This is a genomic window from Hymenobacter sp. FMD4 (assembly GCF_058932745.1).
In genome coordinates, this window is the sequence record NZ_JBZYWH010000001.1 from 240292 (window position 1) to 263511 (window position 23220).

Annotated in this window: 21 protein-coding genes and 1 pseudogene; 8 read left to right on the forward strand and 14 right to left on the reverse strand. The window is 58.0% G+C overall.

Annotated features, from left to right (window positions below):
- Positions 1-2: 2 nt before the first annotated feature.
- From AC5FXY_RS01015 to AC5FXY_RS01025, 3 genes are all read right to left on the reverse strand, one after another.
- Positions 3-530: a DUF2975 domain-containing protein gene (locus AC5FXY_RS01015; protein WP_493554767.1), complete on the reverse strand. Its 528-nt coding sequence runs from the start codon at positions 528-530 to the stop codon at positions 3-5.
- Positions 531-783: 253 nt separating this feature from the next.
- A complete protein-coding gene (ruvB, locus tag AC5FXY_RS01020; RefSeq protein WP_493554768.1) occupies positions 784-1833 on the reverse strand; it encodes a Holliday junction branch migration DNA helicase RuvB in 1050 nt (349 codons plus the stop codon).
- A gap of 143 nt (positions 1834-1976) precedes the next feature.
- Positions 1977-2915 carry a hypothetical protein gene (locus AC5FXY_RS01025; RefSeq protein WP_493554769.1) on the reverse strand — a complete coding sequence of 313 codons (939 nt, stop codon included), beginning with the start codon at positions 2913-2915 and terminating at the stop codon, positions 1977-1979.
- Between the two features lie 210 nt (positions 2916-3125).
- Between AC5FXY_RS01025 and AC5FXY_RS01030 the strand changes: the two genes are divergently transcribed.
- On the forward strand, positions 3126-4157 hold the full coding sequence (locus AC5FXY_RS01030) for a hypothetical protein (RefSeq protein ID WP_493554770.1): 1032 nt from the start codon (positions 3126-3128) through the stop codon (positions 4155-4157).
- A gap of 114 nt (positions 4158-4271) precedes the next feature.
- Here the strand turns inward: AC5FXY_RS01030 and AC5FXY_RS01035 are convergent, their stop codons facing one another.
- The 4 genes from AC5FXY_RS01035 to AC5FXY_RS01050 all read right to left on the reverse strand — a co-directional run bounded on the left by AC5FXY_RS01035 (position 4272) and on the right by AC5FXY_RS01050 (position 7200).
- A complete protein-coding gene (locus AC5FXY_RS01035; protein WP_493554771.1) occupies positions 4272-4709 on the reverse strand; it encodes a DUF2267 domain-containing protein in 438 nt (145 codons plus the stop codon).
- A gap of 79 nt (positions 4710-4788) precedes the next feature.
- Positions 4789-5220: a hypothetical protein gene (locus tag AC5FXY_RS01040; protein WP_493554772.1), complete on the reverse strand. Its 432-nt coding sequence runs from the start codon at positions 5218-5220 to the stop codon at positions 4789-4791.
- Positions 5221-5435: 215 nt separating this feature from the next.
- The gene (locus tag AC5FXY_RS01045) at positions 5436-6206 is read right to left on the reverse strand and encodes a DUF8737 domain-containing protein (protein ID WP_493554773.1); all 771 of its coding nucleotides are present in this window, start codon (positions 6204-6206) and stop codon (positions 5436-5438) included.
- 70 nt (positions 6207-6276) lie between these two features.
- Complete coding sequence (locus tag AC5FXY_RS01050; protein ID WP_493554774.1) at positions 6277-7200, reverse strand: helix-turn-helix domain-containing protein; 924 nt, start codon at positions 7198-7200, stop codon at positions 6277-6279.
- Between the two features lie 228 nt (positions 7201-7428).
- Between AC5FXY_RS01050 and AC5FXY_RS01055 the strand changes: the two genes are divergently transcribed.
- Positions 7429-8619 (forward strand): MFS transporter, encoded by a 1191-nt coding sequence (locus tag AC5FXY_RS01055; RefSeq protein ID WP_493554775.1) that lies wholly within the window; start codon positions 7429-7431, stop codon positions 8617-8619.
- 3 nt (positions 8620-8622) lie between these two features.
- Here the strand turns inward: AC5FXY_RS01055 and AC5FXY_RS01060 are convergent, their stop codons facing one another.
- Both AC5FXY_RS01060 and AC5FXY_RS01065 read right to left on the reverse strand, forming a co-directional pair.
- Positions 8623-8964 carry an HIRAN domain-containing protein gene (locus AC5FXY_RS01060; protein ID WP_493554776.1) on the reverse strand — a complete coding sequence of 114 codons (342 nt, stop codon included), beginning with the start codon at positions 8962-8964 and terminating at the stop codon, positions 8623-8625.
- A gap of 47 nt (positions 8965-9011) precedes the next feature.
- Positions 9012-9626 (reverse strand): annotated as a pseudogene (locus AC5FXY_RS01065) (acyl carrier protein); the annotation flags it as partial.
- An 86-nt stretch (positions 9627-9712) separates the two neighbouring features.
- Here AC5FXY_RS01065 and AC5FXY_RS01070 point away from each other — a divergent pair.
- Together AC5FXY_RS01070 and AC5FXY_RS01075 are read left to right on the forward strand one after the other, a co-directional pair.
- Positions 9713-10174: a DUF4268 domain-containing protein gene (locus AC5FXY_RS01070; RefSeq protein WP_493554777.1), complete on the forward strand. Its 462-nt coding sequence runs from the start codon at positions 9713-9715 to the stop codon at positions 10172-10174.
- A 78-nt stretch (positions 10175-10252) separates the two neighbouring features.
- On the forward strand, positions 10253-10666 hold the full coding sequence (locus AC5FXY_RS01075; RefSeq protein WP_493554778.1) for a hypothetical protein: 414 nt from the start codon (positions 10253-10255) through the stop codon (positions 10664-10666).
- Between the two features lie 79 nt (positions 10667-10745).
- Here AC5FXY_RS01075 and AC5FXY_RS01080 read toward each other — a convergent pair whose 3' ends face one another.
- Both AC5FXY_RS01080 and AC5FXY_RS01085 read right to left on the reverse strand, forming a co-directional pair.
- On the reverse strand, positions 10746-11480 hold the full coding sequence (locus tag AC5FXY_RS01080) for a hypothetical protein (RefSeq protein WP_493554779.1): 735 nt from the start codon (positions 11478-11480) through the stop codon (positions 10746-10748).
- Between the two features lie 69 nt (positions 11481-11549).
- Positions 11550-12782, reverse strand: coding sequence for an acyl-CoA dehydrogenase family protein (locus AC5FXY_RS01085; protein ID WP_493554780.1), 1233 nt, complete (start codon positions 12780-12782; stop codon positions 11550-11552).
- 281 nt (positions 12783-13063) lie between these two features.
- Here AC5FXY_RS01085 and AC5FXY_RS01090 point away from each other — a divergent pair, with 281 nt between their 5' ends.
- The 3 genes from AC5FXY_RS01090 to aroC all read left to right on the forward strand — a co-directional run bounded on the left by AC5FXY_RS01090 (position 13064) and on the right by aroC (position 16805).
- On the forward strand, positions 13064-14884 hold the full coding sequence (locus AC5FXY_RS01090; protein ID WP_493554781.1) for a TrkH family potassium uptake protein: 1821 nt from the start codon (positions 13064-13066) through the stop codon (positions 14882-14884).
- 21 nt (positions 14885-14905) lie between these two features.
- Positions 14906-15586, forward strand: coding sequence for a potassium channel family protein (locus tag AC5FXY_RS01095; RefSeq protein WP_493554782.1), 681 nt, complete (start codon positions 14906-14908; stop codon positions 15584-15586).
- Positions 15587-15725: 139 nt separating this feature from the next.
- Positions 15726-16805, forward strand: a complete 1080-nt coding sequence (aroC, locus tag AC5FXY_RS01100; RefSeq protein WP_493554783.1) for a chorismate synthase — start codon at positions 15726-15728, stop codon at positions 16803-16805.
- Positions 16806-16818: 13 nt separating this feature from the next.
- Here aroC and AC5FXY_RS01105 read toward each other — a convergent pair whose 3' ends face one another.
- Positions 16819-18168 carry an HTTM domain-containing protein gene (locus tag AC5FXY_RS01105; RefSeq protein WP_493554784.1) on the reverse strand — a complete coding sequence of 450 codons (1350 nt, stop codon included), beginning with the start codon at positions 18166-18168 and terminating at the stop codon, positions 16819-16821.
- A gap of 491 nt (positions 18169-18659) precedes the next feature.
- Between AC5FXY_RS01105 and AC5FXY_RS01110 the strand changes: the two genes are divergently transcribed.
- Positions 18660-19280, forward strand: coding sequence for a NifU family protein (locus AC5FXY_RS01110; protein ID WP_493554785.1), 621 nt, complete (start codon positions 18660-18662; stop codon positions 19278-19280).
- A gap of 317 nt (positions 19281-19597) precedes the next feature.
- Here the strand turns inward: AC5FXY_RS01110 and secDF are convergent, their stop codons facing one another.
- Together secDF and AC5FXY_RS01120 are read right to left on the reverse strand one after the other, a co-directional pair.
- On the reverse strand, positions 19598-22573 hold the full coding sequence (gene secDF, locus AC5FXY_RS01115) for a protein translocase subunit SecDF (protein WP_493554786.1): 2976 nt from the start codon (positions 22571-22573) through the stop codon (positions 19598-19600).
- A gap of 144 nt (positions 22574-22717) precedes the next feature.
- Complete coding sequence (locus AC5FXY_RS01120; protein ID WP_493554787.1) at positions 22718-23083, reverse strand: hypothetical protein; 366 nt, start codon at positions 23081-23083, stop codon at positions 22718-22720.
- Positions 23084-23220: the final 137 nt, after the last annotated feature.

The window sequence follows — 23220 nt, forward strand, 5'->3', positions numbered from 1 at the left end:
GCTTATACGGTCAGGGCATTTTCGGCTTGGATATCGGTGCCCTTCTGAAACACCTTGGCAATGATGAAGATGATGCCGGCCAGCAGCAGAAACTCTCCCCCCGGCCAAGTCATCGTTTCAACGGCACCGCTTTTTATCAGCCATTTGGTGTACCTGGTCGCGCCCAGGCCCACCAAGCCGGCCCCCAGCGCAACATGGCTGATTTTGGTTATCAGTACGGCCACTTCCGTACTGAATGGTGCCGCGAAATCTATTGTTCGGAAGATCTGAATGACCAAGTAGGCCATATAAGCTTTGATTACCAGAAAATATACCGTGAGGGATACCACACCAGCATAATGCACTTCGCTGTAGCTTCTCAGGTCCGAAAAATTTAGCCCCATGTAGAGATTCTGCGCGGCCACCGGGTTGACAAACTCACTCACAAAAAAGGAGATGAGTACGGACCCGGTTTGAATGCAGAACCCAATAAACAGCACCCAGAACACCATGTGCATGACCTTTAGAACAAGCGTAGAATCCGTTTTCATAAAGCTTTGAGTTGAATAGTTGCCCACCCGGTAGCCCCCACTCGTTGACGTGAGCAACTTTCCGCTGAGCAATTATCAATAAATTTTTATCGTTAATCAATGAATATGAAACAAAAATTCTTCCGTTCGCAGTTAGACCCGGCTGAAATCGAACGACTCTGTTAATCAAAGCCAGCCCCAGTACCCTGCAAAAGCCAAGCGGCAGGTAACGGGTTAAATGCCGTTACCTGCCGCTTGGTTATTCAAAAGGAAGCTATTCCTGCGAGAACAAGTCGCCCGCTACGTTGCCGCGCATGTGAGCGGGCAGCGGGCGACCAAGGTGCGTGTACGCCTGCTCGGTGGCTTCGCGGCCGCGCGAGGTGCGCTTGATGTAGCCTTCCTGAATCAGGAACGGTTCGTACACTTCTTCGATGGTTTCGGCTTCTTCACCGCAGGCCGTGGCAATGGTGGTGATGCCTACGGGGCCACCCTTAAACTTGTCGATGATGGTCGACAGGATGCGCTTGTCCATGTCGTCGAGGCCTTGGGAGTCCACGTCGAGGGCGTTCAGAGCGAACTGGGCAATTTCGCGGGTGATGGTGCCGGTGCCTTTAATCTGGGCGAAGTCGCGGGTGCGGCGCAGCAGGTTATTCGCAATACGGGGCGTACCACGCGAGCGGCGGGCAATTTCGAAGGCGGCATCCTCGTAGATGGGCGTGCCCAGAATGTCGGCCGAGCGCTGCACGATGTCGGTGAGCAGCTTGGCATCGTAGTACTCCAGGCGCGAGCTGATGCCGAAGCGTGCCCGCAACGGCGCCGTGAGCATGCCCGAACGCGTCGTAGCCCCGATGAGCGTGAAGGGCGACAGCGAAATCTGCACGGAACGGGCATTTGGGCCCGAATCGAGCATGATATCGATGCGGTAGTCCTCCATGGCTGAGTACAAGTACTCTTCCACCACTGGGTTCAGCCGGTGAATCTCGTCGATGAAGAGCACATCGTGCGGGTCGAGGTTGGTGAGCAGGCCCGCCAAATCGGAAGGCTTGTCGAGCACCGGGCCCGAGGTCATCTTGATGCCGGAGCCCAACTCGTTGGCGATGATGTGCGAGAGGGTGGTTTTGCCGAGGCCGGGAGGGCCGTGCAGCAGCACGTGGTCGAGGGCATCACCGCGCTGTTTGGCAGCAGCCACAAACACCTTGAGGTTTTCCACCACCTTGGCCTGACCTGCAAAGTCATCGAAGCTAAGGGGGCGCAGGGCCTTGTCTATTTCCTTGTCGGTAGCGTCCATATGGGAGTTGCTGCCAGTCATGTACGGTTCGCGCATACGATTCGAAGCAGATTTCTTCGGTCGATAGTTTCAGAGGTAAAGTAACACCCTATGGCCGCAAATAGTCCCGCTAGCGCAATTTTTTTAGCAAAAATTCTCAAAGAATACTTATGCCAAAAATATTAGCTAGCCCAAGACATTTATTGGCCGCCAAGCATGCGATAAGGCCCTTGAGGGGCCAAGGGTTGCCGCATGGTAAGGGTTTGATAAAGGTACTTGGCAGCTACTTTCCAATTGGGCGAAGCGCCGGGCAAATCCAGCCTTCTGTCGGTGGCGAGGGCCGCTTCGTAATCGGCGGCGCCGAACTCAAACGGGTCCTTACGCAATAACCGATTGGCTCCTTCGTCAGCGACTTTGAAGCCCTCGGCCCCGATCATCAGCAACTTACCTTCCGCATCCAGCAGAGCGCCCGTTAGCGTAAGCACGGGCTCGAGCGCATCAAGCGCACGCAGTGCCGTACGCTCCAAGGTGTAATTGGAGCCCAGATCCAAGTAATAATGCGTGGCTGAAGCTCCGCTAGTGCTTACAACGCTGCCCGCACTAACGCGGGCCGATGGATAGATAAACGACTCCCGCAGGATGGGAACCAGTAGGTATTGTACTTGCTGCGCCCGCATTTGCTCACGCAAGGCTGCCAAGGTTTTGCCCTGCCCATTGAAGCCCGCCAGCAGCACGCATCCGGACTGCCCATCTGGGCACTCTGAGCGCACATACGGCGGCATCACCATCTCGCCCGCTGGGGCGCCGAAGTACACGTCGGGCAGCCAAGCGGCCTTAGCAGCGGGGGGCAGTGCTACAGGGACCAATTCGCGGCTGCGCAGGTAACCGTTGATAGAATCAAGCAGCGCGCCAGCACGGGTGCGCTGCAGAATACGGTCGGCGGCCGGGTGCTGCAGGCGAGCCGGCAAAAAACCGATACGAGCCGTGGAAGGCACCATCGCCCGCCGCTGCAGTTGCAGGTAATAAGGCGCAGCGCTCATGGCCCGCTGTGAACCCACCGTGGGCTGTGCCACCACCGGCCCGACAAATAACAGGGCAGCCGCCAAAGCCGCCACGCGAACATTATCCATTAAGCTCATGAGGAAATCGGGCTGCTTAAAAGTAGCTGGCCCCGTGTACAAAGTAACGTCTCCAGCTACACAAGCCCAATCAAGCAGAAAGTGTAGAAGCTTAATTCAAATTGAACATAACTAATAAGCACTTGCCTCGTTCAAAGATTAAAGACCTATCGCAAAGCAAGTTCAGCTTACCCGTACCGCGTATCGCCCTTCTGCTACCCCACCATAGCTATGAGCCCCCACGACCACCTCTTTGGCGCTTCTTCGGCACCTATGTTGCCTTACCGTACGCTACAGCCATACCTATCGTGGCTCGTGATGGGCTACGGACAGCTGTTTCAATTTCCGCAAGCGCCTGTGCCTAGGTTGGTAACCGAGCTTCTGGGACTTAATGAGGAAGTGGTGGAGCGCATCGGTCAGGTACGCGACGACGACGGCCTGAACCAACTATGCACCAGCGACCCGCTGCAATTCTACGTGTACTTCCGCGTAGGTAGCTTCTGCCTGGATAGTCCACTCGCCGACCCGGTGTTCGACTACCTGGAGCGTACGGCCGAGCTTTCCGCAGAGCAGCGTCGGACGCTGCAGGCACAGATGCTGCGCGGCACCCGCGCCGTATCCGATACGCTGCAAAACTTGCTGGCAGAGGTGCTCGACGAATTTGAATCGGTGCAGTGGCGGCTCGACGAAGTGGAGGAAGCCTTCCGCTCGCAGGCGCATACCCTGCTCTGCCCACTGGTCGATTTTGAGGGTGCGCAGCCCTCGGCGGTGGAACAGCCAGTGCTGGACTTATCCCTATCAGAAACGCAGCTGCAGCTGATGCGTCTGGCCGTGCTGCTGCCGCCCGTGCTACCCGCCCACGCCGACGACCCGCTGTTGCTGGCAGCCTCGCGCCTGTCGGAGCTGCAGCCCGTAAGCAGGGTGTTGGCTTTGCGCCGCCGCTTGTACGAGCTCAAGATGAACGAAACCATTTCGCTGACTTTGAAAGAAGTTTTGACCCTGATGCAAGCCGTTCAGGCTTGTGCGGCCCTACTGCTGTCGGATGCATTGCCGGCGGTGCTGGGTGCCGAGTCGACTTTGGGTGGTAGCCGGGGGGCCAAGCAGTTTTCGGCTGTGTTTACTCCCGAGCGTCAAACCTTGCTGCGCGATTGTATGTGCAGCTTGGCGCAGGCTTTTGTGGAGCACATGGTCAGTGCCCTGCCCCAGGAGCAGTCGATACATACAGCGCGGTACGAAGCTGCCACACTTGCGGAGTGGCTGTGATGTTTTCCGGCAGGTTTCCTGCTGATGCCGAACAGGCCTGAAGCCATATTTACTAACAAAACTCCCCACCCCAGCTTGCCGGGGTGGGGAGTTGCTCTTTATGCCAGCGGTGCTTTAGTGCACGTACAGCAGCTCCTGAATTTCGGTATGGAGCGCATCGACAACCTGCGAATACTGACCAGGCGACAGCAACTCTTCCAAAGCCTGCATTACTCCGAGAAAAGCCCGTCGTGTATGTTCTGCCGTTGGGAAATCATGGCCTTCAGCAAAAGCATCGTAGGAGGCTACGAAAAGCAACCACTCCTGCGCGTTACGAATGACAATTGGCTCTTTGCGCAGCTTGAACCCATCGAAATAGATGCCTTTCCACACGATGGGAAGTTGCGCACCCAGATGCACGGCTTCGGCAATCTGGATACGGTCGCGCAGGGCGTGTAATACGGCCCGAAAAATGCGCCCCGCCTGCTGCCGGTCGTGAATGCCGAGGTGTCGGTTTACTACGGCCAGCCACTGGTTGGCTTCGGTGCAATACCTATCGAAATTGAGCGACATGGCGAGAAACAGTTGGCATGGAAATCAGCATCTGATCAGCTAGCAGGTGTGCCTGCCGCTCGGCGACGATAACCCGGCGCTATACCTGGTCGCCGCTGCGCGACCCTTTGCGGCCGCTCTCGCCATGGTCGTGCGAGTTGCCCTGGGACTGATGCGAGCCTTGAGCACTGGGTGTACGCAGATGACCCTGGTCGGCACTTTTGGAGCCACCGCCCTGGGTTCCGCCTTGGTCGGCATTGCCGCTTACGGTGTTGGTGTCCTGCACGCGGCCGCCAGCGCCAAGGTTATTAGCGCCCGAGCCAGCGGTAGTTTTGGCTACCCCGTCGGAGGTACCGTCGTCGGCAATGGTGTTGAAGTCCTGCGTGGCGTCGCCGTCGTCTTGCGGGTCACGGTCGTGGTGGCGCTGGGGGTTGTTGCGGTCGGGCTGAAAGCGCGACTCGGGGGCATTGCGGTATTCTTCTTTATCCTGTTCGCGGCGCTCTTGGCGGCGCTCATCAGCGTTCTGAGACATAGCGGTATGGTGCTTGGTTGAGATATGCTATACGGCTTATGTCCGCAGCTAGGTACTGCCGAGTTTAGAACCCAGAGGCTTGTAGCAGGGCTTACCTCCTTGGTAATCAATACCAAGCAACCCCATCCTAGCCATTACGAAACGCTTATTGGCTACGCGACTAACAGCTTGCTGATGTTCATGGAAGCACAGACGGCCATAACTCAGGTGCCAGGCTACCCAGCGGCTACCAGGGGCTGCGCTGCTACCCGGACAGCGCGCCGGCGCCGCCATAGCTGCCGCAGAGAAAGCACGTGCGCCGTGTAGGCCAGTGGCACCACGAAGGTGGGCAGCCAGATCATGGGGAAGCGGGTGACGATGGTATTGGCCGGCTCGTTGAAGAAATAGCGAATGGGCAACGGCGCCGAAAGGAAGGCAATGGTGACGATGTTGGCGACCAGTACCAGCCCCACGATGTTCCAGCCGAAAGCCACCTGCCAGGGCCAGGTACGACGCCGGAAGCAGAAGTAAGCCACTACCGGCGCCGTTAGGCCCGTCAGGATATCCCAGTTTAAGCCTTCAAAGGTCATTTGCACGGGTATTTCGCCGCCCAGAAACAGCAGCCATAGCACCACCTCCACCACCACGCGGCAGCTTTGCAGCGCCACCAGCGCGCCGCGCGGCAGTACATCCAATAATCGGCCGACCGTTTCTGACTTAACCAGCCATGCCAGTGCTAGCAACGGCAATGGCACGAGCATAACCAAGCGCGGCGGCCGCGCTTCAAAATCGGAGAGCAAGCCGACGGCAGCCAGCCCGGCACTTAGCGCCAGCCAGAGCAACGTACCCGCCCCTACCCAGCGCGTACGGCGGATGGCCTGCGCTGCCAAGTGCGGCTCGGGCAATCGGCGAAACGCTTGCTGCACCCCCAGCAATACACAGCCCCACAAGACGAGTACTAAACCGATAAATAAGGCGCTGGCCCACTGCAGTGCGTTCGTTTCCATGGCGTTTGAGCATTGAGAGGTGAATGCCCAAAACTAGGTGGCATTACCACGGAGGCGTTGACCAAAATTGCTAATTCGCGGCATGCGTAGCCTGAAAGGCCAGTGGCCAGCGGCCGGTGCTCTGGTGCAGCGCCCGCCCAAAGGCGCTGCTGCTTTCGAAACCCACCAAGCTGGCCACCTCTACCACCGGCAATTGCCCGCTGCGCAGGAGCTCTTGGCCCTTGCGCAGGCGTAAGGTGCGCAGGTAGGCGTAGGGTGTCTGGCCGTGTAGGGCGCGGAACAAGCGCAGGAAATGAAATTTTGACAAGCAGGCGACTTGGGCCAGCTCCTCCAAGCTAAGGTCTTGGGCGTAGTAGCTATGCAGGTAATCCACCGACCAGCTTAGTCGGCGAAAAATTTCCTGCTGGGTGGTGTGCTTGACGGCGGGCAGCTGAGCGGCCTGACGCTGGGCATCGTGGTGGCGCTGCACTAGGTAGGCCAGCACAGCCAGCAGAAGCTGGTCGCGCAGCAGTTTATGCGCGTTGAAGGCTTCTCGCTGTGCTACCACCTGTCTCACCAACGCATCGAAAGCAGCATCCCGCGGGTAAAGCTTGGTAAAGAAATGCACGGGTGGCGCTGCCCGAAAAGGGTCGTCGAGCAACTTTGTGGCGGTGGTGGCGGAGTCGCGCAACACGGTTTCGGCCAGCTGTTCACCGAAGTGAAAGTTCAGCGTCTCCGTCTGGCCGGGCTCCTCCACATCCAGCGTGTAGTGCTCGTGGGGGTTGGTTAGAAAGTAGGTATCGGTTTCGATGCGGACACGGTGCCCCGGCACAGCGCAAGCCGAGCTGCCGCGCAGGTTCATAAACAACGACAGCGGACCGCGGATATCGGGCCGGTGCACCGTCGTGGCAGGCCGTGCCTGAATGACGACGCTGGGCCAGCCTACCCCATCGGCAAAGCGGCGGTCTACTTCGCGCTTGAGCCAAGTGAGGTCAGGAAAATCGGTGCGGTACATGAGGCCTCGGGTGCAGAGCGTTAAGATACTGCCTCTCCCCTACTGGGGCCACTGCCGGGTCGTTAAAAATGAGCGTTGGCTGACATGCCATACGCCATGCCAATTTACCACTGTATACCTCTAGCGAATGGCCTACTTAGCTGATGCAGTCCCACGGCAATTGCGTTATTTCGGCTGCCCCCGCTATTCGCCACCGTGGGCGCCCATTTCACTCTTCTTTACCTGCCTATGCGCCGCGTTTTACCAGTTATCGTGCTGGCACAGTTTTGCTGCACGTCTCTTTGGTTTGCCGGCAACGCCGTGGCGCCGGATATGGCTAGCCGGTTTGGCTTGTCGGGCAGCTTTGTGGCCTATCTGACCAGTGCTGTGCAGCTGGGTTTCATCAGCGGTACGCTCGCCTTTGCGGTGCTGGCCATAGCCGACCGCTTTCCACCCTCGCAGGTGTTCTGCGTCAGCGCCTTGCTAGCTGCCTTGTGCAACGTGGGCATCAACGTGGAAGCCGCCGAAGTAGGGCACATGCTGGCCTTGCGCTTTCTGACCGGTTTTTTCTTGGCTGGCATCTACCCCGTAGGCATGAAAATAGCCTCCGATTACTTTCAGGCGGGCTTGGGCAAGTCGCTCGGCTTTCTGGTGGGGGCGCTGGTGCTGGGCACGGCATTTCCCCACTTGCTGAAAAGCGCCACGGCGCAGCTGCCGTGGCACTATGTGACCTTGGCCACTTCCGCACTGGCGGTAGCAGGCGGCGTGGCCATGCTGCTGCTGGTACCCGATGGTCCCCACCGCAAAGCCGGTCAGCAGTTACGGTTCACGGCATTCCTGACGGGCTTCCGGCGGCCACTCTTCCGGGCGGCCGCCTTCGGCTATTTCGGCCACATGTGGGAGCTTTACACTTTCTGGGCTTTCGTGCCGGTGCTGCTCACTACTTATAATGGCCTGCACCCCAGCGCTGAATTGCCGGTGTCAGTACTTTCCTTTTTCATTATCGGCGTGGGTGGGCTGGCCTGCGTGGCCAGCGGGCTGCTGTCGCAGCGGGTAGCACTGCGTACGGTGGCCACGGCGGCACTGGCGCTGTCGGGCTTGTGCTGCTTACTGTCGCCGCTGGTGCTTCAAACGAACTACGTGCCGCTGCTGCTGGGCTTCCTTTTCTTCTGGGGCCTGATGGTGGTGGCCGATTCGCCGCTGTTTTCCACGCTGGTAGCCCAGAGCGCCCCCGAGGCTACACGCGGTACCTCCCTTACCATCGTAAACTGCCTGGGCTTTGCCATTACCATTATCAGTATTCAGCTGACGAGCTGGCTGGCGCATCACCTCAGCCCCCACTACTTGTATTTAGTGCTGGCCGCCGGGCCCGCGGCGGGCTTGCTGGCCCAAGTAGCCAACCGCCCCGAGCCCGCGGCCGCCGTGGCCGGGCAGCTTTAGCGCTTACTCGTGTAGCAGCACCTCAATGTTGAGGTACAGCCACTCTTCCTCCCACGACTTGTAAGTAAGCCGCGCGGTGATGTTCCGCCCGGCATCGAGCAGGCGGGCCACGGTTTCGTTGCGGCCTTCGGGCAGGTAGCCCAGCCATACGTCGCCGTCTTCGGGACGGGTGCGCACCTGCACGGCCCAGTCGTCATAAGAGCTGTCGGACTCGCGCTGCAGTACTAAGGGCTGATCAACGTGCAGATTGGGCTCGTGCTCGGCGAGGTTTTCGCGGTGCGAAGTACCGGCGACGAGACATTCAAGCAGGACGAGTGGAGCGACGAAAACGGGGGTGGCGGACATGCGGGGAAGGGCTTATCGGTTGCAAAATAGCACGTAGCAGCCGTGCGTCAATCCATACCCAGGTCATTGGTGAGGCTGTCCTGCAGCTGAATCTCCCAAACCTCGACTCCTGACTTCTCAGCAACAATGCCCGCAACAGCCCTCGATACGTCGTAGGCATTACCATTAGCACGATTGGCAAAGTCCTCTGCTGGGAAAAAGGATCGGTAATTGTGCGACATAATCCAGCCTGCTAAGTCCGCCAAGTTATTCTGAGTCCAGTCGGGCCAACGGGCGGGCTTACGCCCCAACAGCCGAAGCGTCCAACTGCTTTCCACAGGCCTGATGGCGCGCAGACAAGGCACCAGCCACCCGGTCTGCCTGGCTAAGTAGTTTAGAAAGGGCTGATCCAATGCCTCGTCGGCTGCTGCCAGGTACTCACCCAGCAGCTCATCGGCAAAAGGACGCTTCGCCAACCGGAGCACCGCCTGCAGCTCCCTCCTCAGGGTGCTGAATACAATGTAAAAAGTGCGGCTTCCCGCAGTTGTTCCGCCGTAAGTGAGCTTTCGGTTCACTACCCCGGCCAAGTCTCCTACGGTACGCACCTGTTCGGCATCGGTATCAGGAATGGTGATGTGGAAATACGTTTCTATCTCCAGGATCAGTTCGACGGTATCCAAGCTCATGCGCTGCGTAACATAATCAGAGCCCTAACATACTCCGTAAGACGTAAGGTACCTTCGCGCCCCGCTTACGCTTCTTTCCTCCGATGTACAGCAAAACCGAAGCCGCCCAGTTGCGCCAAGCATTCTGGACCACCCTGGGCCAATACATGCGCCCGATTCTTTCTTCGGAAGGTCTGCCCGTGAACTGGATCAATTACAAAACTGGCCTGAAGCACGTGTACTTCCGCATGCACGCTGACACGCGTCGCGCCTCCATCGGCATCGACATCACCCACGCCGATGCGGGCCTACGGGAACTGTTCTTTGAGCAGTTTCGGGAGCTGCGCCTGATGCTGGAGGAAGCCACCGGTGAGGAGTGGATCTGGGAAGCCGAAGCTACCGATGAGTACGGGCAGCCACTCAGCCGCATTTACCAAGAGCTAGCGCCGGCCAACATGTATAACCGCGACGAGTGGCCGCGGCTGATTTCGTTTTTCAAGCCGCGGCTAGTGGCCCTAGATGAGTTTTGGTCGTCGGGGCAATACGCGTTTGAGGAGCTGCGCTGAGTGCCCAGACGGTGAATCTGGCTTGGTTTCTGCGACGGAGCAGGACGATTATTATTTCACCTTCATCGCTCCGTATTCATGCTCAAAACTACCCTGCTGCTGGGCTTACTTTTGACGGCCAGCGCCGCCTCCGCCCAACAAACTACAACTCGCTACCTGATGCTCATTCGGGAGCAGGAAAACGTGGGTTTGGCTCAGATGCGCTCAGCGTTGACGCTGATTGAACCTGATGGCACCATCAAAACGGAGGAATCGGTCACCCATTTCAACAGCGTACCGAGGAAGACCCTCAACGCGGTCCTCGTTAAAGGCCTTCCCGATTCTACCACGGCCTTCCAACGGCGCACCCGGTACGCCACCCACAAGATGTACCAGACGGAGGTGCAGAAGCTGAACGAGCTCAGCGTCCAGGGCTGGACTCTGGTAAATACCATTCACGAAGGCAACACCACGCGCTACCTCCTGAGCAAGGAGGTGCCGGTAGCGAAATAGTAGCAGAGCCGCCTGTTGAGGGCGCCTCTTTAAGTTTCATCGAAGCATGCCGTAGATGCATTAATGCACCTTAAGTTGATCAGCTAATCCAGCTAGTAATTACCTTAATTACCTGCCACTTACCTTGCTTTCGACGCACAACAAAAGTTTCGCTTCTACCGCAAAGGCCACAACATACTTGCCCTACTTCTACTATGACAGTTGAATAATCACGCGAGAACAAGGGCATAGCAATAAAAGCATGAATACCCGGCCCATATTGTTTTTCGATTTCGCTGCAAAACCCGCTGCTACGTTTGCCAAGGGCTTTTAGGCACTGTTCAACGGCCCACACACTGTCACTTGGGATTATCGTGTATTCTGGCAACAAAGCGGCTTGTACTTTAAAGCCTGAAGATGTTGCCATTTGTTGATGCATAAACACCGTGTCAGCTGCTGTCAGTAATTTATCATGTTTTACAAGTGTCGCTAAAGCATTATCCTTAAGGTCAGGAATCGTCTCTGCCCTTGGGCGACCTGGCCAACTGGGCGGCACCCACTTAGGGGGCTGCTCATAAAGGGTTTTTCCTAATGAAGCACCTTTTAAAAACAGCTTTCCGCCCTCACCCTGCTCTAATAAGTCGCGCAGAAATCGGTGAATAGCCGTGTCCGGAACCAACAGTCTGCATTCGGCCCAATGCAGCACCTTCGGTTTCACTAGATTTTCTTCAACTCCTCTTGAGCCAACCCACCAATCTTCATTCGACCTTTCACGCTCAGAGCATCCTAACAGCAGTACACTTGAACAGGCCAGAAAGAGGTATCGGTAAACCATTGTACTATGCAAATTAAAAAACGGCCGTTCTTGCAGAAGAACGGCCGTTTTCCTTAGGTATTGATCGGCTTACTTAAACGCCTGAATACCGGTGATATCCGCCCCGGTAATCAGCAGGTGAATGTCGTGGGTGCCTTCGTAGGTAATCACCGACTCCAGGTTCATCATGTGGCGCATGATGGGGTACTCGCCGGTGATGCCCATGCCGCCGTGAATCTGGCGGGCTTCGCGGGCAATATGCAGGGCCATGTCCACGGAGTTGCGCTTGGCCATCGAAATTTGGGCCGAGGTGGCTTTGCCTTCATTCTTAAGCACACCCAGGCGCCACGCCATCAGCTGGGCCTTGGTAATCTCGGTAATCATTTCGGCCAGTTTCTTCTGCTGCAACTGGTAGGCGGCAATCGGCTTGCCAAACTGTTCGCGCTGCAGAGAGTACTTTAGAGCCGACTCGTAGCAGTCGATAGCAGCACCGATGGCGCCCCAGGCAATACCGAAGCGGGCCGAGTCCAAGCAGCTGAGCGGACCTTTGAGGCCGTCGATGTTGGGGAGCAGGTTTTCCTTGGGCACCTTCACGTCTTCGAACACCAGCTCGCCGGTGCAAGAGGCACGCAGGCTCCACTTGTTGTGAATTTCGGGGGTGGTGAAGCCTTCCATGCCGCGCTCCACGATGAGGCCCTTGATGCGGCCCTGCTCGTTTTTGGCCCATACCACGGCTACCTGGCACTCCGGCGAGTTGCTGATCCACAGCTTGGCGCCGTTGAGCAGGTAGTAGTCGCCCATGTCCTTGATGTTGGTGGTCATGCCACCGGGGTTGGAGCCGTGGTCGGGCTCGGTCAGGCCGAAGCAGCCCAGCCACTCGCCCGAGGCGAGTTTGGGCAGGTATTTGCGGCGCTGCTCCTCGGAGCCGTACTGGTAGATGGGGAACATCACCAGCGAGCCTTGCACCGAAGCGGTAGAGCGCATGCCGGAGTCGCCGCGCTCAATCTCCTGCATGATCAGGCCGTAGCTGATGTAGTCCAGCCCGCCGCCGCCGTACTCGGTGGGGATGGTGGGGCCAAAGGCGCCTACCTCGCCAAACTTGCGCACAATCTCGGAGGGGAAGTGCCCGTCTTGGGCCCACTTCTCGATGCTGGGCGAAATCTCGCGCTTCACGAAGTCGCGGATGGTCTGCCGGATGAGCTTGTGCTCGTCGGTGAGCAGGCCGTCGATGTCGTAGTAATCGGTGAAACCGGCGGCGTTCAGGGAGCCTTTGTTTTGCTGCACCTGGGCCTTGGGCGAGAGGACGTCGGCTTGGGAGGACATGAGGGAGAATTGGTTGGATGGGAAGCTCAAAGATAAAAATTTCGGGACGGCACCGGTAGTTTAGCTTTATAGGCAGTGCCATAGTGAAAACAGCTGCGCGACGCGGGGGTTCCCGGCCATCCGGATTCCATTTCTCATCTTTCGGCCGCCAAAGTGCGTAGCGCATATCCGCCGCTGGGCTGATTGCCCGGGCAGCCACGCTGAAAGACAGCGCAAACTGCCACCCCCCTCGGTGATGTACGCCGAATGGCATTCCTACGCAGGGCTCCAGTTCAATTCAGATGTACCGTCCTCAGTTAAGCAAACACTTTCATGAGCGCCTGCAGGAGCACCGCCCCCAGCTGCTCAGCCGGGCCGATTCTACGCTGTTTTACCTGAGCCTGGGCGGCCTGCTGGTGTTTCTCTACGACATGGGCTTTGCCCATTCGGGGCAAGCCGAGCACGTGCTCAATATTTTCTACGGCGTGTATACGCTCGGCATTATCATCGTGCTGGTAGTAAGGCTATTTCTGCTCAACAAAGCCGGCGTCCCCAAGGGCTGGGTGGTGGTAGAAGTGCTACTCATTCTGCTGGCAGGCTACGGTGTCATTCAAAGCTTTCTGCCCGAGCCGTTTCTACTGGACGGCACCCGGCTGGGGCGCTACCTGGAGCAGGATCTGCTGATTCTGGGCGTGTTGCTGTACATCTTCCTGATTGAGTTGTCGCGCCGCTCGCTCAATTTCTACCGCCTGCAGTACAATCCCGCCCTACTGTTTGTCGGCAGCTTTATTGCCCTTATAATTCTGGGAATGAGCCTGCTGCTGCTGCCGCGGGCCACCGTCAACGGCATCAGCCCGCTCGATGCGCTGTTTACCTCGGCCAGCGCAGTGTGCGTCACAGGCCTGATAACCGTGGATACCGCCACGGTTTTCACCACGTTTGGGAAAGTGGTCATCCTGATCCTAATCCAGCTGGGCGGATTAGGCATCATGACGTTTACAAGCTTTCTGGCGCTGTTTTTCCAACGCTCGTCGTCGTTTCAAAACCAGCTATTTATGCAGGGACTGATCAACGAGGAAAGCATCGGTAATACGATGCGCACCATCGGCAACATCGTCTGGATTACCTTTCTGGTGGAGTTTGTGGGGGCATGCCTGATCTATCTATCCATCGGGCCAGCGGAAATACCGCACATGCACGACCGGGTGGGCTTCGCCATTTTCCACTCTATTTCGGCTTTCTGCAACGCAGGCTTCTCCACGTTGTCGGCGGGCCTGTTCGATATCAACTTTCGCTTCAACTATGCTTTGCAGCTGGTAGTCATGAGCTTGATTATCATCGGCGGTATCGGCTTTCCTATCATCTTCAACTTGTACCGCTACCTCAAGGAGCGGACCCGCAGCCGCTGGCGGCAGCTGTACCACCACGAGCGGTATGTGTACACGCCGCGCATCATCAACGTCAATACCAAAATCGTGCTGCTGACCTCAACGGCCCTGCTGCTGCTAGGTACGCTGCTGTACTTCATGCTGGAATACGAAAGCACCCTGCGTGAGCACCGCGGTCTGGGCAAGCTGGTGGCGGCGCTCTTCGGGGGCGTGACGCCGCGTACGGCCGGCTTCAACACCGTCGATATGACTCAGATGACGGTGCCAACGGTACTGGTGTATCTGTTGCTGATGTGGGTTGGGGCCTCGCCGGGCTCCACCGGCGGCGGCATCAAAACGACCACATTCACGCTGGCTTTTCTTAACATCTACAGCATTGCGCGCGGCAAGGAGCGCCTTGAAATATTTGGGCGGCATGTGCCCAGCAAGTCAGTGCAACAGGCGTTTGCCGTTATGATGCTCTCGTTCTTGGTTATCGGCCTCGCTACGCTGTTAATTTCTTACTTCGACCCGCAGATTCCGCTACTCAATGTGGCTTTCGAGTCGTTTTCGGCTTACAGCACCGTAGGCCTGAGTTTGAATACCACCGCCGAGCTAAGCGCGGGCAGCAAGCTGGTGGTTATTCTAACCATGTTTTTGGGCCGTGTAGGCACCTTTACGCTCATTGCGGGGGTGGTGAGCAAGGTCAATGACTTGCATTATCAATACCCGTCGGAGAACATCATCATCACGTAACATCCTGCAACACATAGCCGCATGCGATACATCATTGTTGGGTTAGGTTATTTCGGCTCGTCGCTGTCGATGAAGCTTACGGAAATGGGCCACGAGGTAATTTCCGTCGACAACGACATTGCCAAGGTCACGCAGTTCAAAGACCGCGTCACGCACACCGTGTGCCTAGACGCCAAGGACCAGCAGGCCCTGTCTACCCTCCCGCTCAGCGACACCGACGTGGTGCTGGTCGGCATCGGCGAAGACTTTGGCGCCTCCGTCATGGCCGTGGCCAACTTCAAGCAGTTAGGCGTGAAAAAGCTTATCGGCCGGGCCATCTCGCCCCTGCACCAAACGGTGCTGGAAGCCATCGGTGTGGATAAAATCATCCGGCCGGAAACGGAATTTGCCGAGCGCTTGGCCAAGAGCCTCGACATGAAGGGCATTTTGGATTCACTGGACCTGACGGAGGATTACAACATCATTCAGGCCACGGTGCCACCGCGCTACGTGGGCAAAACGATTCAGGAAGCCAACTTTCGCCAGAAGTACAACATCAACGTGCTGACCATTATCCGGCTCAAAGATTCCACCAACCTTTTTGGCCGTTCGCACCGCAAGCCAGCTGCCATTGGGGTAGTCGCCGCCGATACCGTTTTCCTGGCCGATGATATCATGGTGCTCTTTGGTAAGATGGACGACATTAAGAAGGTGCTGCAGTAGGAGCATTTATGCGGGCCTGCGCCTCGTTGTCGGCAGGCTGAGGGCGGAACGCGAGACTGTCCGATGACCAACGGAAGCTAGGCACTGACTTGTGTAGCCCTGCAGCACCGCAATGCGGTCCGTACTCTACCTTTGCCGCATGAGTAATTCTTTCGGTACCCTGTTCCGTATTAGCACCTTCGGTGAGTCACACGGCGCCGGCATTGGCGTCGTCATCGATGGCTGCCCGGCTGGGCTGGCGGTAGACGTAGCCGACATCCAGGCTGCGCTGGACCGGCGGCGTCCTGGTCAGTCGGAACTGACCACGCCGCGCACCGAGGCCGATCAGGTGGAGGTGCTGTCGGGCCTGTTTGAGGGCCAGACCACCGGCACACCCATTGGCCTGTTTATCCGCAATGCCGATCAGCGCAGCCACGATTACTCGCACATTCAGCACGCCTACCGCCCCTCCCACGCCGACTACACCTACGACCAGAAGTACGGCCACCGCGACTACCGAGGCGGCGGCCGCTCCTCGGCCCGCGAAACGGCCGCCCGCGTGGCGGCCGGAGCAGTGGCCATGCAACTGCTGAAACACTACGGCATTCAGGTCCGCAGCTACGTGTCACAGGTGGGTGCCGTGGCGGTGCCAGTAGGTTATGAGCAGCTTGATTTGTCGCTCATCGAATCCAACATGGTGCGCTGCCCCCACCCCGAAACGGCCGAGCGAATGACGGAGCTTATTCGCCAGACCCGCGACCGGCACGACACAGTCGGCGGCATCGTAACGGGCGTGGCCACGGGTGTGCCGGCTGGCCTGGGCGAGCCGGTGTTCGACAAGCTGCACGCCGAGTTGGGCAAGGCGATGCTGAGCATCAATGCGGTGAAGGCTTTTGAATACGGCTCCGGCTTCGCGGGCACGCTGCTGTTCGGCTCGGAGCACAACGACGCGTTCTATACCGATGGAGCCGGACAGGTACGCACCCGTACCAATCATTCGGGCGGCATCCAGGGCGGCATCAGTAACGGACAGGACATCTACTTCCGCGTGGCTTTCAAGCCCGTGGCTACCATTTTGCAGCCCCAACAAACCATCAACGATCAAGGCGAAGCCATTGAGTTGGCTGGCCGCGGCCGCCACGACCCCTGCGTGCTGCCCCGAGCCGTGCCCATCGTGGATGCTATGACAGCACTGGTGCTTGCTGATATGCTGCTGCGGGCACGGGCTAATAAGCTGTAGCAAGGCCGCGCGGTTACTTTATCGGGCCTGGCAGCACCCAGCTGTAATGGCCCAGGTGCCGCCGCTGCGTCAACAGATTTAGCTCGGGGCTGACGAGTGGCCGGGGCGGATGTCCGTTTAAGCTCAGCTGCGAATTGCAAAAAATGGCGGTGGGTGCCAAGCCGCGGCGACGGTAATCGGCGGCCAGCAGGTGCGCGAATTCGAGCAGCAAATCGGGGCTGGCAACCAGCTTCTGGTATTGGTTGGAGGTGAGGTACTGCTGCGGCAGTACCATTTCCTCGCGGCCGTCGGGCAGGCGCACGCGGAAGGCCGCATGGCCAGTTTTGGCGCGCAGCATCAGGTGCCAGCTGAAGCGGTGCCCTTGCTCGGTCCAGTGCGCGTCGCCGGGATAGAGATAGTGCCGGAGCGGCAAGGCCAGTTGCAACACGGCGTAGGCATACAACCCGGCCAGCACGAAGCGCTGTTGTGCTCGTGCCGGGCGTTCTTGAGTAGCTTCTTGTGCTGGAACGGGCACCTGCTGCTGAAACCACCGGCCTACTAGCCCGGGCAAGTGTCGCGGAAAATCCGGGGCAAAGTAGAGCGTGGTCAATAGCAACGCCAGCCACGGAAAGGTAGCCAAGCCGAACACGGCCACGTTCATCAGGTGAAAAAGCACTGCCGCCCCAAACGCGTACCAGCGCGTGGGTCGCCAGAGCAACCCTGGCACCACTAGCGCATCAAAAATCAGCCCGCCGTAGCTCATCAACCATGGCAGTTCCGGCCACGTCAGCAGCGGGCCGATGAGGGGACGCGTGGCCTTACCCGCCAGCCACACGGTAAGGGGCCGGGCAGCCAGCCAGTCGGCATTCAGCTTGGCCAATGCCGCGAAAAGGTAAACGATGGAAATCTGGAACAGCACCAGCGTACGGGTCCAAGCCGGGACCGACGTGAGGGGTGCTACGCGACCGGCGCGTACATCGAGCGAGGCCGCACGGTGAGCCGGCAGTAGCCAGAGCACCGCGGCTAGCAGGGCATAGAGGTAAAAGTGGTTGACGTACTCGGTTTCTTCGAGCACCAGCATTACGGCGTAGCAAAGGGAGAGAATAGCGGCTGCCCAGCGGTAGCGCCAGCCAGCAGCTACGGCCAAGCCACTCAGCAGCACGGCCAAGTAAAGCATATAGATAAACCAGGCGGGTGGGTGCGGTAGTCCCTCCAGCAACATGTAACGCAGGTGAAACTGCGGCGCGGTATAGTTGCTCACCCGATCTGCCAGTAGGCCGTTGGTATGCTCAGCGGCCAGCAGCACCCCGGCCCCGATGCGCAGGTACACCAGCCAGGCCATATCAATGGGGCCGAACAGGGCATCGGTCAGGCGACGAAGCATGAAAACGAAGGTTATTGATTCAGAACACTGTACGGTTTCAAACTGATCATCAGTTTGGGTTCAGTAGCCAAACTAAAAGCCTTGCAGGAGTGCCTAAAGCAAGCCAAAACGCACGATTATAGAACAGACGGGGTTATAAAAGGTATGAAAGCCATCTGGAAAGAGTACGATCAAGCTTGTGCCTGCGCTATGCTTAGCATCCAGGGCCTGCGCACAGGCCGCGAAACTACGTTCCATCAAGCGCAGGACCAATTTTGGGGTCGCGTCAAACGTACGATGCGAGCTACTCTACGTACGGCGGTGGGTCCGGCCGGCCTGGGCAAAATGCCACCGCTGCTACCTGGCTAATTAACCGCAGTCGGTACATAGGTTGCGCTGCGTTGGCTACATCCAAACTGCTACTTTTGCAACCGTGGGGCGCCCGTTGCGGTTATACACCATGACCGCCGCGCCGCGGCCTTCCCCAATCTCACAAGCAGCACTGTATCACTATGAATACTACTTCCGCGGGCTCGGTTTCGATCTATGCCGAAGCCTCCCCCAACCCCGAATCCATGAAGTTTGTGCTCAACTCCCAGCTCGTGCGCGAGGGAGTGAGCGTAGACTATCCCGATGCCGAAGCCGCCGCTAACTCGCCGCTCGCCTTGGAACTGTTCAAGTTCGACTACGTGGGGCGCGTGTTTATTGCTGCCAACTTCGTGACGGTGACCAAAAACACCGAGCACACCTGGACGCAGCTTATTCCGGAGTTGCGGACGTTCTTGAAGTCCTACGTGGAATCGGGTGGCCCGATTTTCACCGTGGATCCGGCTGCAGAGCAGCGCGCTGCCCAGGAAGCCGCCGGTGCCGAAGGCTCGGCTGAGGACCAGCAAACCGCCCAGAAAATCATCGATCTGCTTGATAACTACGTGCGCCCCGCCGTGGAGCAGGACGGTGGCAATATTACCTTCAAGAGCTACAATGATGGCATTGTAACCGTAAACCTGCAAGGCTCGTGCTCCGGTTGCCCCTCGGCTACCGTTACTTTGAAATCGGGCATCGAGAACCTGCTCAAGCGCATGGTGCCAGAGGTGAAAGAAGTAGTAGCTGAAGGCGTAAACGGCGGCTTCTAATACTGCATACAGTCAGCACTGAATGCAAAACGTCCGGCCAACTAGCCGGGCGTTTTTTTGTGGCGCATTGTACCACGTTGCTACTTAGAAAGGTCAGAGAATGGTCTGCGGTATTTAGTCCATCTGTCGCCCTGAGCTTACGAAGAGTGTTTTCACTGCAGCGCAAGTTGTTCAAACGTGACAAAGTCCCCCGCAGGCTCTGGATGCCGGATAAATAAACCAATGGTGTGAAATCAAAACAGCCCGACCTACCAGGTCGGGCTGTTTTGTAGTTAATAATCCACGGAATCTGAAGACTCTGCAGCAATTCGTGGCTTTTACTGCACTGCCGTCGACAGCTTCGGTGCGTCGGCCGGGGTAGCTGCCTTCTCCTTTTCCTTGTAGGTATCCAGGATCAGCGGCGCGGCGATAAACAGCGACGAGTACGTACCGGCAATCATACCGATAATCATGGCAAACGAGAACGAGCGGAGCGTTTCGCCACCAAAGATGTACAGTACCACTACGACCAGCAATACAGTAGTAGCCGTGATGATGGTACGCGAGAACGTGCTGTTCAAGGCCGGGTTCACCACTTGTGCAAACGACAGGCTGGGGTTTTCGCGCAGGTATTCCCGAATACGGTCGTAGATAACTACGGTGTCGTTCATGGAGTAACCGAGCACCGTAAGCACGGCGGCTACGAATACCTGGTCCATTTCGAAGTTTAGGCCAAACAGACGAGCAATCGGGTACGAGGCAACTACGAACAAGGCGTCGTGGAACAGTGCCACTACCGAAGCCATGGAGTACTGCCACTTTTCAAAGCGGAACAACACGTACACGAAGATGCCGAGCAGCGAGAGGCCCAAGCTGAGCATCGAGGTCTTCTTGATGTCATCGGCGATGGTAGCGCCTACTTTCGAAGTGCTTTGAATTACCGGCTGCGCTGCGCTGTATTGCTGCAGACCGCGGTCGAGGGCGGCGCGTACTTTGTCGTCGGCCTCGGTGCTTTCATCGTTGCCGAGGTAGCCCGTGGTAATGCGCAGGCGGTTGGCGGCGCCGTAGGTTTTTACTTCGGTGCCGGCGCCCTGGAAGGCATTTTTGGCCAAGGCCTCCCGCACGTCCGAAGCCACCATGTCCTGCTTGAAGTCGACCACGTAAGCACGGCCGCCGAGGAAGTCAACACCCAGGTTCGGACCGCCTTGCACAGCCATCAACACGAAGCCCACGATGATGTAGAGAGTTGAGCCGATGTAGGCGAGCTTGCGCTTGCCCACGATGTCGAAGTTGACATTCTTGAACAGGTTGCGCGACAGGAACGTGGTGAAGGCCATGTTCGTCGAGTCTTTGCCTTTCATCATCCATTCGATGATGAGGCGCGACACATATACCGCCGAGAGGAACGAAGTAAATACCCCGATGCCCAACGTTACGGCGAAGCTTTGTACCGGACCCGTGCCGAAGAAGCCCAGGATGACAGCGATGATGAGCGTAGTTACGTTGGCATCGAAGATGGCCGAGAAAGCACGGTCGTAGCCTTTCGCAATGGCGTCTTTCACTTGCAGGCCGTGGGCCAGTTCTTCCCGGATGCGTTCGAAGATCAGTACGTTGGCGTCAACGGCCGTACCGATTACGAGAATAATACCAGCAATGCCGGGCAGCGTAAGCGCAGTGCTGAACTGAGCCAATACACCCAGAATCAGGAACATGTTGAACAGCAGGGCTGCATTGGCCACCAGACCGGCACGGCCATAGTACACGGCCATGAACAGCATGATGATGGCCAAACCAGCTACTGACGAGTACAGACCCTGGTTGATAGCTTCCTTGCCCAGCGACGGACCTACCACCGCTTCTTCCACGATGCGCGTGGGAGCAGGCAGTTTACCAGCCTTCAGTACGTTAGACAAGTCTTGTGCTTCTTCGATGGTGAAGTTGCCCGAGATACTAGAGTTGCCACCCGCAATTTCCGACTGCACCACCGGCGCCGAGTAAACGTAGTCGTCGAGCACGATGGCCACCTGACGACCGATGTTAGCAGCAGTCAGCTTTTGCCACTTGCGGGCCCCCGTGGGGTTCATTTGCATGGATACCTCGGGGCGTCCACCCTGGTCGTAGTCCTGGCGAGCATCTGATACCACTTCGCCGCCCAGCGGAGCCGACGTAGCATCGGCCGTCTTGCGCACGGCATTCAGCTGCAAGTACTCCTGGCCTTCGATGGTGGTGGGCTTCACATCCCACAGGAAGGTCAGGTTAGGGGGCATTACGGCGCGTACTTCCGGCGAGCGAAGCACCGCATTCACGCGGGCGGTGTCGCGGATATTGGCCCCGAGGGCACCGGGCATGGTGAACAACTTGGCGAGGCCGGAGCCAGCCTGCTGAGCCGTTTTAGTTGAATCGGCAGCGGCGGTGTTTTTCTTAGCGAGCTGGCTGGCCAGCGAGGTAGAGTCGCCGGTTGCAGCAGTGGTAGCGTCGGTGCCAGTAGTAGCAGCGGCGGTAGCGGCGGGCTGGTTGAGGGCTTCCTTGGCCTTCAGCACTTCATCGAGTTGCTGCAGGTAGGGGAAGAATTCATCCTGGCGCCATACCTCCCAGAACTCCAGCTTGGCCTGGCCCTGGAGCAGCTTGCGCACGCGCTCGGGGTTGTCGACGCCGGGCAGTTCGATCTGAATGCGGCCGGTGCCTTTCACGCGCTGAATGTTGGGCTGGTTCACGCCGAACTTGTCGACGCGGGTACGCAGAATGCGAAAGGCGCGGTCGATGGCCTCTTCTACTTCCTTGTCAATTTCCTGCAACACTTTCTGGTCCGACGAGCTAGCATCGATTCCGCGGCTGCGGTTGGTAGTGTTGGCGAAGACGCGCGACAGACGGTCGCCGGGAGCTATTTCGCGGAAAGCGCGAGCAAACAGCGCCGTAAACGACGTGCTGGGGTCCTGCTTCTGCAGTTCCTGGGCGCGGGTCAGCGCCTGGTTGAACTTGGCATCTTTGGAGTTGCCGGCCATGGCCCGCACAATCTCCACCGGCGACACTTCCAGCGTCACGTGCATGCCGCCTTTCAGGTCAAGGCCAAGGCCCAGCTCCGAGGCCCGCACATCGCGGTAAGTGTATTCGGCGCCCAGCACGTTGGTTACCGGGGCGCGCCATACCGAGTCAAGGTAGCGCTGGCGCAGGCGCTGATCAACGTTGCCGTTGCGGGTAGCGTACTGCACGGCGTCGTTCTGGACGCGCCGCGAGACGAAAGTAAAATAGAGGAAGTAGACGCACAACGCTGACACGATAAGCGTCAGCGTTATGACTAAACCTTTGTTACGCATCGAAAAAGGGAAAAAGAGAATTGCGAATTGGGGTGCCGCAAGAGTGCGGCAAAGCCGTCGTTGCAGCAAGGGGAAGTCACCGACTTGCTACCCTTGAAGGGCCTGCAGTCACAGCTAAGCCTGTGACCGGGCCCGGAGTGGACGCTAGGGGGCGTGCGGCGACAGCGCTGCTTCGAGCAGGCGCGTGCGAAACCAATCGGGCACGGCCGAGGGCCGTACGGCCGGGGCTACAGCCCGGAACCAGGCAATTCGTGTGAGGGCCGCGGGGGCGGCTGGCTCCCAAGCTTCGGCGGCGGGCATCAGCCACGGACCCAGAGGCGAAGTGGCTTCCAACGTCACTTTCTGCTTCACCACGGTGCCTTTGGCGGCGTCCGTCACCTGCGTGGTCCCGCTTTTGGCAGGTACCCGGAAGGTGGCCACGGCTCGGTTGTTTAGCCCAACCACCAAAAGAATGGTGGCGGCTATCAGGCCGAAGCGCAGACGGGAGAATATATCGGTGAGAAACAGCACGATGCAAAGCAAGGGTTACAAATATAGCTATTCTACCGGCGCAGCGAAAGAGCCTTGTCTTTTTCCAAGCGGCCAACAGGACTTCACTTCTACCCGTTCCCAAGCGCACAAAAAAGCCCAGCGCAGCTGTGGAACTG